This window comes from Bacillus sp. FJAT-27001 (genome assembly GCF_019039175.1).
GTDB classification, from domain to species: Bacteria; Bacillota; Bacilli; order Bacillales; family Bacillaceae; genus Bacillus; species Bacillus velezensis.
Genome location: NZ_JAHOAA010000003.1, coordinates 469,708 through 478,308, shown reverse-complemented (window position 1 = coordinate 478,308; position 8,601 = coordinate 469,708). Strand labels below are relative to the sequence as shown.

7 protein-coding genes and 1 pseudogene are annotated in these 8,601 nt (G+C 49.2%); all 8 read right to left on the bottom strand.

Features of this window, described 5'->3' with window-relative positions:
* Positions 1 to 236 (bottom strand): annotated as a pseudogene (locus BGM27_RS12590) (undecaprenyl-phosphate alpha-N-acetylglucosaminyl 1-phosphate transferase); the annotation flags it as partial.
* A gap of 132 nt (positions 237 to 368) precedes the next feature.
* A complete protein-coding gene (gene tuaH, locus BGM27_RS12585; RefSeq protein ID WP_007407487.1) occupies positions 369 to 1,565 on the bottom strand; it encodes a teichuronic acid biosynthesis protein TuaH in 1,197 nt (398 codons plus the stop codon).
* A gap of 19 nt (positions 1,566 to 1,584) precedes the next feature.
* On the bottom strand, positions 1,585 to 2,343 hold the full coding sequence (tuaG, locus tag BGM27_RS12580) for a teichuronic acid biosynthesis protein TuaG (protein WP_003151380.1): 759 nt from the start codon (positions 2,341 to 2,343) through the stop codon (positions 1,585 to 1,587).
* Between the two features lie 23 nt (positions 2,344 to 2,366).
* A complete protein-coding gene (tuaF, locus tag BGM27_RS12575) occupies positions 2,367 to 3,047 on the bottom strand; it encodes a teichuronic acid biosynthesis protein TuaF (RefSeq protein WP_007407488.1) in 681 nt (226 codons plus the stop codon).
* Positions 3,044 to 4,531, bottom strand: a complete 1,488-nt coding sequence (tuaE, locus tag BGM27_RS12570) for a teichuronic acid biosynthesis protein TuaE (RefSeq protein ID WP_007407489.1) — start codon at positions 4,529 to 4,531, stop codon at positions 3,044 to 3,046. The genes tuaF and tuaE overlap by 4 nt, the downstream gene beginning before the upstream one ends.
* A gap of 66 nt (positions 4,532 to 4,597) precedes the next feature.
* The gene (tuaD, locus tag BGM27_RS12565) at positions 4,598 to 5,938 is read right to left on the bottom strand and encodes a UDP-glucose 6-dehydrogenase TuaD (RefSeq protein WP_007407490.1); all 1,341 of its coding nucleotides are present in this window, start codon (positions 5,936 to 5,938) and stop codon (positions 4,598 to 4,600) included.
* Positions 5,939 to 5,942: 4 nt separating this feature from the next.
* Positions 5,943 to 7,139, bottom strand: coding sequence for a teichuronic acid biosynthesis protein TuaC (gene tuaC, locus BGM27_RS12560; protein WP_007407491.1), 1,197 nt, complete (start codon positions 7,137 to 7,139; stop codon positions 5,943 to 5,945).
* On the bottom strand, positions 7,136 to 8,584 hold the full coding sequence (gene tuaB / locus BGM27_RS12555) for a teichuronic acid biosynthesis protein TuaB (protein WP_007407492.1): 1,449 nt from the start codon (positions 8,582 to 8,584) through the stop codon (positions 7,136 to 7,138). Before tuaB ends, tuaC begins: the two co-directional genes overlap by 4 nt.
* Positions 8,585 to 8,601: the final 17 nt, after the last annotated feature.

The window sequence follows — 8,601 nt, the reverse complement described above, 5'->3', positions numbered from 1 at the left end:
GCGGTCATTTTCGTTTCATTATATATACCGGCCGCGAGCACCCCCGCCGCTACGCCGATAAAGATGGCCAGGCCGCCCATACGGGGCATTATTTTATCATGTACTTTTCGGTTGCTGGGCTGGTCAACTGCACCTATTTTGATCGCAATTTTTTTTACGATAGGAGTTAGGATTAAAACCGTTAGCAGAGAGACAAAAAACGCAACAACTATGCGAAACATGCGTTCGTCAAGCATAAAGAAGTCTCCTTTGGAATTATATGAAGTCTTTTCTGATATTGAACCGTTCCTTCCATTATAATTCTTACTAGTTATTATAACAAGCATCATCAAAAAGAAACACGCAAATCAAAAAATGCGCTTTCCCTTTTAATGGGATTGCGCATTTTTCAATATACCCGTGCATTCGAGCATTCGGCCGAATAAAACATTCCAATCCCGTCTCCGGGCCAATTCACGGCGCAAAGCCTCATATGATCCGCTGCGGTCCGCTGCCAGAAGCGCGTCGCAGGCCGCGATGAAATCTGCGGGGTCACTGCCTTCAACGTATTCATAGACGAAAGGCCTTTTGATTTTTGACGTAGAAGAAAGGTTGCAGCCGACAACCGGTTTCCCGGCGGCTAAAAATTCAAAAAGCTTAAGCGGAAATACCGCGTCATTATAAGGTGAATTTTTATACGGCATGATGCCGATGTCGACAAGCTGCATATAGGACGGCACTTCATTCGGCGCGGCAGGTCCCGTCCAGATGACATTCGGACGCTCCAGAAGCGACTTGAAATCCGGATCGTCCTGAGCCGTGTTCGGGCCTACCAATAAAATCGTCCAGTCAGGCCTCACATCTGCCGTTTCCGCCATAAGCGCAAAATCGAGCTTCGGTTTGATTCCGCCGATAAAACCGAGAACCGTTCCGTTCCGTCCCCGTAAAATGTCTTCATCCGGCTGTTTATTTTCCCGTGAAAACAGGTCATATTCCACTCCGTTTTCAATGGTGAACACTTTCTGGTGCGGATTCTCCAGCTTTTTTCCGACCTCCCGGTGCAGACAGTCAGATGTACACGTAATGGAATCGGCACGCTGAATGATTCTCATTTCCGCCTGTTTAATGATGTTTCTTCTAACATTTGACAGCACCCCGGACCGGCCGCTGATCGGAGCGGCCCACAGATCACTGCAATCGTAAATCACTTCATCCCAAGGAAACAGATCTGCCAGCAGCGGAAAACCGGGGAAGGTGTACCATAAGCAGCAGCGGGCCCCTTCTCCTTCTTCCTTCAGCATGTTCACCAATGGTGAAAGCTTATGCCTGTAGCACATGTCTGTATACCTGCCGAAGCGGAAAGCTTTTTGCTGCATGAGATCCTTTACAGTGAACTGCCGGATTCCCTCGGCGATCCCGGCCATTTGACCATCATTGGCTCGCGGAGACGGGCATACCCAAATGACGCTTTTCGTTTCTTTTTGCCGGGCGAGAAATTCAGCCAGCCGGTGCCGTCTGTATCTCAAACGGTCATGCCCCCATTCCGCCGCTCCGACGATTACGTGAATAATCGGTTCCACCTTCATCACCCAGCTCCTCTGACGCCTACAGTCTTTTCAAGACCGCGTTTTTTGCATATTGCATAAAACACCACGAAGCCTTGATAAAATGCAGGCGCTCAATTTCTCTATAAACAAACCACGTTTTTTTTGCGGCTTTCCACTTGTTGCTTGAAATCGAATTCTGCACAAGCCTGTATTCTGAAAGGCACTCATTCAGGCCGTAAGCCGTAAATCCCCTTTTCAGCAGGGAAAGCCATGTCGCTAAATCCTGCCGCGTTCTGATATCAGGCATTTGAATCTGCCCCGTCTGCTCTCTGTCAATCATGACCGTTAAACATCCGATAATCGTGTTTTTTAAAGCTTCATCATATGACAGGCTTTCAGGGGCTTGAATCGTTTTGTCCGTCGGCGTTCCGTCCTGCTCCATGACGCTGTAGCCCGTAAATGAAAAAGCGCAGGACCGCTCTGCCATAAACGCAAGCTGTTTTTGAAGCTTTTCCTTTTTCCATCTGTCATCGCTGTCCAGAAATGCGACATAACGGCCCTTGGCATGTTTAAGGGCTGTATTTCTGGCAGCTGCGGCTCCCCCGTTTTTATCTAAATAAACGACGCGGATCCGCTCATCCTTTTGTTCATATTGCCGTAAAATATCTCTCGTTCCGTCCGTTGAACAATCATCCGCGATAATCATTTCCCAATGCGGGTGGCTTTGATGTAAAACAGACTGAATCGTGTCTTCGATATATTCACTTGCATTATAAGACGGTGTAATGACAGATACGAAAGGTTTCCAGTTTGTCATGGTCACATCTCCATCGCAGATTTTTACAAGGACTCTCTAAAAAACTCAGGAATGACAATGAACATAAATGCAACTGCAATGCCGATTAAAACGCCCAGAACCGCTTTCTTTTTCGGCGGCATGCCTTGTCCCGCCGTTTCATTCATCGGCTCTGAATTGATGATGCCGGCCGCTTTCAGGTTCAGCTGCGTATTTTTCAATTCGTATAAAAATCGTTCCTTATCCACTTTGGCGTCCGCGCTGACGGTTTCTCCTTCAAGCGCAGCAATACTCTGCCGCACTACTTTTGCCCGTTTTTCAAACAGGTCCTGATCATTCTTCAGAAAAGTTTTTATGACGGCTTGAAACACCGATTCGGTCTCCTGTTTGTTTTGGCCGCTGTAGCTGACCGTGATCAATGAATCTGATTGTGTTTCGACAGTCAGTTTACTTTTCACGGCCGCTCTTTCTTCGTCTGTTTTATCAGGCAAAGCCTGCTTTAAAAAGGCATCGCTCGTCAAAAGGAGCGGGATTTCTTTTGTATTGTTATAAAGCGGATGATCATAATTTCCCGCGGCGATCGCGGCTTCTGATGTAAAACTGCTGCCCCCGCTGATTTTTGACGGCAATACATATCCCGCTGCCCCTAACACAACGGGCAGCGCAATGATCCAAATGATATTCTTTTTGATACGCCGGGTTATTCTTGTCAACATATCCTTCATCTCGCATCTCCCTGTTTTTCATAGTACGCCGTGACGGCAGGCTCCTTTTGTAAACGCCTCAATATATTGACCGCCGCGATCACGAGCGAGAGAAATACCCAGTGGAAAAATAAATTTGATACGGAGCTTGGGCTGATGCTGCTTACCAAAAAACCGGCCATCGCCGTGATAAGTCCTTCTGTGATCAGTCTTGACTGATTTTCCGATTTTCTTTCATGACATTTATAAAGTGTCCAAAAAAGGAACAAATAGACTGTCAGGTAACCGAGCATCGTAAGAACGCCGAAGTTCGCCATAATCTCGACGAGCCAGTTGTGCACCTCAACTACGCCGCCCGTATCATAAACGGGCTCCGCTTTTAAATAGTAAGAGACGTTTCCGGCACCCACTCCGAACCCCCAGGAATCAATCACATAGTGAAAGGCGTTTTTTAAAAGATTCGCCCTCGCAAGGTTGGAAGGAAGCGGTTGCTGTCCCGGCATCGCCTGCGGAGCTGAAAACAGATTCAAGACGGCATTGGTGATACGGCCCGCAAATAAAACCGCAAACAGCGCCGCACCCGCTCCCGCTGCGTACAGCGCGAGCTTTTTCAACAGGGAAGGCAGCAGGATGAAGACGTATACAGCCGCTCCCGCGCATATGCCCAGCAGACTCGCGCGCGAACCGGTCAAAATGATTAAATACAAAGCGCAGATCGCAACGAGCAGGCTGACGGCCTTCACATAGCCGTTTTTCATATTTTTCACCGCCGCTGCATACAGAAAGAAACTGATGCACAAAAACGTCGCGAAATCATTTTGATTAAAGAAAACGGACGTCGGATAATGCTGTTTGTACTGCGGGCCGTTATAAAGCGTGGAGCTCGGCAGATGGTGGTGTGTAAAATGGTTGTAAAAGCCGATCGCCATCACAAAAATGGTCATCACAAGCCATATGCCGTAAAAAACCATCAGCTGATCAAAGCGCTGAATGAACATGACAATAAGATAAATCAAAAACATGCCCATTCCCATTAAAGCTAAATATTTAATCCCGTACGTCACGGATTTTGCCCACAATAACGATAGGAGACCGTATGTAAACCATAAGGCGAAAAACATCAGAACCCCTTTTACATTCACCCGATTCCATCTGTCAATATGATGGCGGTTTGTCAGGATGCCGGCGACGTGAAGGGCGCCCGCTCCGATTAATAACAGCCGGTATATAAATAAGCTGAAAAATCCGAGATGGACCGCAAAGAAGGCCTGGTTTAAAAATGTACACGCGATCAGTATATAAATGAGCCCCATAAACATCTGACCGTTTGTTGTAAAGGCGGATAGCAAAGCAAGTCCGGCAAAGCCGATCATGGCGGCAAACAGCAGCACGGTGATTTTTCCGAAGCCGGCATCCGCCCTGACCGCCTCCAGCATGATGAATCCTCCTGTAATGAGAGCGGCAAGCAGCACAAGAACATGTGCCGCTGAACGTTTGATACTCACATGGCAAACCCCTTTCCAAAACCGGCAGCCGAGCCGGGCTGCCGAGAGCCTGAAGACAATCTTTTTCTATCTTGCCAGTTCTTTTATTTGCCGATCGGCATGAACCGCCGGACGTCCGACGGAATGATAAGTGAATCCTGAAACCCTCATATATTCCAACGGAAACATATTTCTGCCGTCAATGATGACCGGCTGTTTGAGCAGCTGCTTCACTCTCTGAAGATCCATCTCCTTGACTTCCGGCCAATCTGTTGTAATCAGGCATGCGTCCGCGTTTTTGATGGCACTGTACAGCTCTGTGTGATATTCAATGCCGCCGTCTCCTAATATCGCTGACGCTTCGGGAATCGCGATCGGATCATACGCTTTCACGTGAGCGCCCTGCTCTTTAAGACTTGTGATGATATCAAGAGCCGGGGCAGAGCGGACGTCATTTGTGTGCGGTTTAAAGGCCAGCCCCAGTACGGCCACGGTTTTCCCTTTTAAGGGACCGATGGCGCGGTTCAATTTTTCCGTAATACGGACCCGCTGCTTCTGATTGGTTTCAATGACGGCTTCCATCATTTGAAACGGATAGCCGGCGGCGTTTGCGATATGCAATAAAGCCGTTGTATCCTTCGGAAAGCAGGATCCGCCGAATCCGATGCCCGCCTGGAGAAATTTATTCCCGATCCGGCTGTCAAGACCGACGCCTTCTGACACGTGGGAAATGTCCGCCCCGACACGTTCGCAAATATTGGCGATATCGTTAATAAAAGATATTTTGGCGGCTAAAAAAGCATTTGCGGCATACTTAATCATTTCCGCGCTTTCAAGATTGGTCTTTACGATCTTCGTACGGAACGGCTTATGAAGCTCTTCAATGACCGAAGCGGCATGTTCGCTTGTGGCGCCGATGACCGCCCGCTCCATCTGCATCGTATCCCGCACCGCCGAACCTTCGCGGAGGAATTCAGGATTTGACGCGACATCAAACGGATATTTTCCCTTTGACGCTTCGCTGACGATTTGGTAAACGAGCTTTCCTGTCCCGACCGGAACAGTGCTTTTGGTGACAATGATTTTGTATCCGTTCAGCTGTTCTCCGATTGTTTGCGCCGCTGCCTTAATGTAGGTCAAATCGGCTTCACCCGTCTTTGACATCGGCGTACCGACGGCGATATAGATGATATCAGCGGCTTTCACAGCCGGCTCAGTGCCGGCCGTAAAGGATAAGCGCCCGGCACTGACATTTTTTTCGGCTAATTCCTCAAGCCCCGGTTCATATATCGGGATGACTCCGTTTTGCAAGCTTCTGATTTTCGCTTCATTGATGTCACAGCAAGTCACATGATGGCCGATTTCCGCAAAACAAGTTCCAGATACAAGACCTACATACCCTGTTCCTAATACAGCGATTTTTTTCACAGCTTCATCCCTCTTTCGAAAGGTTCTCCTCTTGCCCGGCCCGGTTCATTACGGATCGGTATTTCTCTTTCAGCGCTTTCGCGTTTTGGCTTGCGTCAAAATACGTGCGGACGGTTTGATAAAGTTCCTCGGCTGTTTGCGGCGTCCAAGCCTCTCCTTCGTCATATTGCAGAATCGATTCTGCAAGCGTCTCAGGTGAACCCGGCTTGATCAGCAACCCCCGGTGTTTCCCGAATAAAGAAGCTAATCCTCCGACATCGGTGCAGATCACCGGCACCTTCAGAGCGAGCGCCTCAATGACCACAGTCGGCATGCCTTCGCTGTAGGACGGCAGCGCCATTACATCCGAAGCCAGCAGATAGTCCTGTACCTTGTCGTTCGGCACTTGCCCCGTGACGATATGAGCGGCTTCACGCAATGAAGATGCGGCGGGACCGTCACCGACAAAGACGGCTTCATATCTTTCATCCAATGACTGAGCGGCTTTTGATAAGTCGAAAACGCCTTTCTCTTTGACAAGCCTGCCGATGAACACGATCAGTTTTTTATCCGGAGGAAGGCCGAGCCGTTTTCTGACGGCTTCTTTCGTCTCGTTCCTTTTTCGGAAGGCGTCAAGCGTGATGCCGATCGGAAGCACGGTGCACTCCGCTTCGATAAGCTTTTTCATTTGTTCCCGCAGACTGCCGCTCACAGCGTAAATATCGGCTGCTTCCCGCACCGCAAATGTAAATGCGCGATGAGCGCTTTTGCTGTAATGCGGATAGACATTGACATCACTGCCATGCAAGGTCAGCACATACGGAATGCCTAAAGCCTTTGACACAATGGCGGCCGCTCCGCCTGACGGCATGGCGAAATGCGCGTGAATCAGATCGGGCTTCAGGCCATGATTTTTAATTTCGGAATGAATGGATTCCGCCATTCTTTTATGCGGCTGCGCCCATTTCAGCTGCCCGGGAACCGCCTGATAAAACGGCCGGTGGACGGACACGCCTTTCCGCCATTCATGCGCCGGCCTGATATCCTTTTGCCGATACGTCTTTTTCAGCACCCGGAATGGCGCGGCGAGTTTCGGCCGCGGACAAATGACGGTCATCTCCGCGCCAAGCTTTCTCAGTTCTTGGGCCTGCGTCTCATGAAAAACGCCTTCTCCCGGCTTCTCACTGCTCGGATAGACACTTGTCATCCACAATACCTTCATAGCAAACGTCCTTTTCTTAATTTACTTTTCATATGCGGATAAGCTTTTCCTAACAGGAATAAATAACACAACGCGCCGCAGGCTACGGAGATCGCCAGCCGCAGCTTGACATCAAGGCTGATCCGCTCCGTGCCGAAGCTGGCTGTAAAGGCGATGACACCCATTGCCGCCGTAAGCAGAAACGGTTTGGCCACGGCTTTGAAGTAAGCCGACAGCCGCAGCTTAATGACATATGCCAACAGCCAGCGCCCGATCAGGAAATTCAGGATGCTGATGAAAGCGTACGTCCAGGCTACCGTCAAGAGATTTCCGGACAGCACGGCGGCGTACAAAGATGCACCATACAGCAGCATCACCCCGGCGTCCCAATAAAACGCCAGATCGGCCCGCCCTTTTGCGAGCAGCACAGATCCGTTCGGATTCATCAGAACCCTTAATATCCCGACGATGGCGAGAACGTTTAAAACCGGGACAGCCGCCAGCCATTTTTCTCCGAATACCGAAGCCACGAATGCATCCGACACTGAAACCAAACCGAGCAAAAGCGGAAAGGATATCAGCGCGAGTATTTTGGTCATATTGAGAAATCCTTCTCTGATAACGCTGTTTTCATGCTTGTTTTTCGCAAAGACGGGAAACGCGACTCTCGTAATGATCGGATTAATTTTTAATACCGGAAGCGTGACAATCTGGTAGGCCAGATTGTAAATGCCGAGCGCCTCAGCGCCGATAAAACTGCCGATCAGAATCATATCAATATTCGCTCCGAGCCGGTTCACAAGCCGGGAAGACAGCTGAAAGGCCCCGAAAGAAAAGAAGCCTTTCATTCCTTTCAGATCAAAAACCAACGCCGGTCTCCATGTTTTTCTGCAGGCCATCCAGTACAGAATCCCTTTCGACGATTGCAGCAGCACCTGAGAAATCACATAGGCGAGAATCGGGTCCGTATAAAAAACCGCGGCCGCCAAATACACGAAGGACAGCACATTTGAAAAGATTTCAATCTTGCTTAACGTGTTAAATGCCAGCGCTTTTTGCAGCATATACTGGTATTGCTGACCGATCGGCGCGATTAAAAACATAACGGCCAGCACGCGGATTAAATAGACAAGCTCCTCCCGCCGATAAAAATCGGCGATGAGCGGACTGCTGAAAAACAGCAGCGCAAACAGCGCAAGCCCCGTTATGATATTCAGCCAGTACAAGGAAGACATCTGTTTATCAGTCACATGATCTTTTTGAATGAGCGCGGCGCCAAAACCCATATCCAGCGCAATTTGGGCAAACACCACTACCGTTGTGATCATGCCGACAAGGCCGAATTCAGCCAGTGACATGACCCGCCCGAGCAGGGCGAATTGGACGATTTGAATGACCGTAATACACGCTGTCGAAATACTTGTCCATTTGGCGCCGCTCAAGATTTGATTTGTAATACTAGGCATCGTTTTCCCTACTTTTT

Excerpts from the sequence above, each read along its gene's own strand:
- tuaC (WP_007407491.1), bottom strand. The coding sequence starts at position 7,139 with ATGAAGGTATTGTGGATGACAAGTGTCTATCCGAGCAGTGAGAAGCCG.
- tuaG (WP_003151380.1), bottom strand. The coding sequence starts at position 2,343 with ATGACAAACTGGAAACCTTTCGTATCTGTCATTACACCGTCTTATAAT.
- tuaB (WP_007407492.1), bottom strand. The coding sequence starts at position 8,584 with ATGCCTAGTATTACAAATCAAATCTTGAGCGGCGCCAAATGGACAAGT.
- tuaH (WP_007407487.1), bottom strand. The coding sequence starts at position 1,565 with ATGAAGGTGGAACCGATTATTCACGTAATCGTCGGAGCGGCGGAATGG.
- tuaF (WP_007407488.1), bottom strand. The coding sequence starts at position 3,047 with ATGAAGGATATGTTGACAAGAATAACCCGGCGTATCAAAAAGAATATC.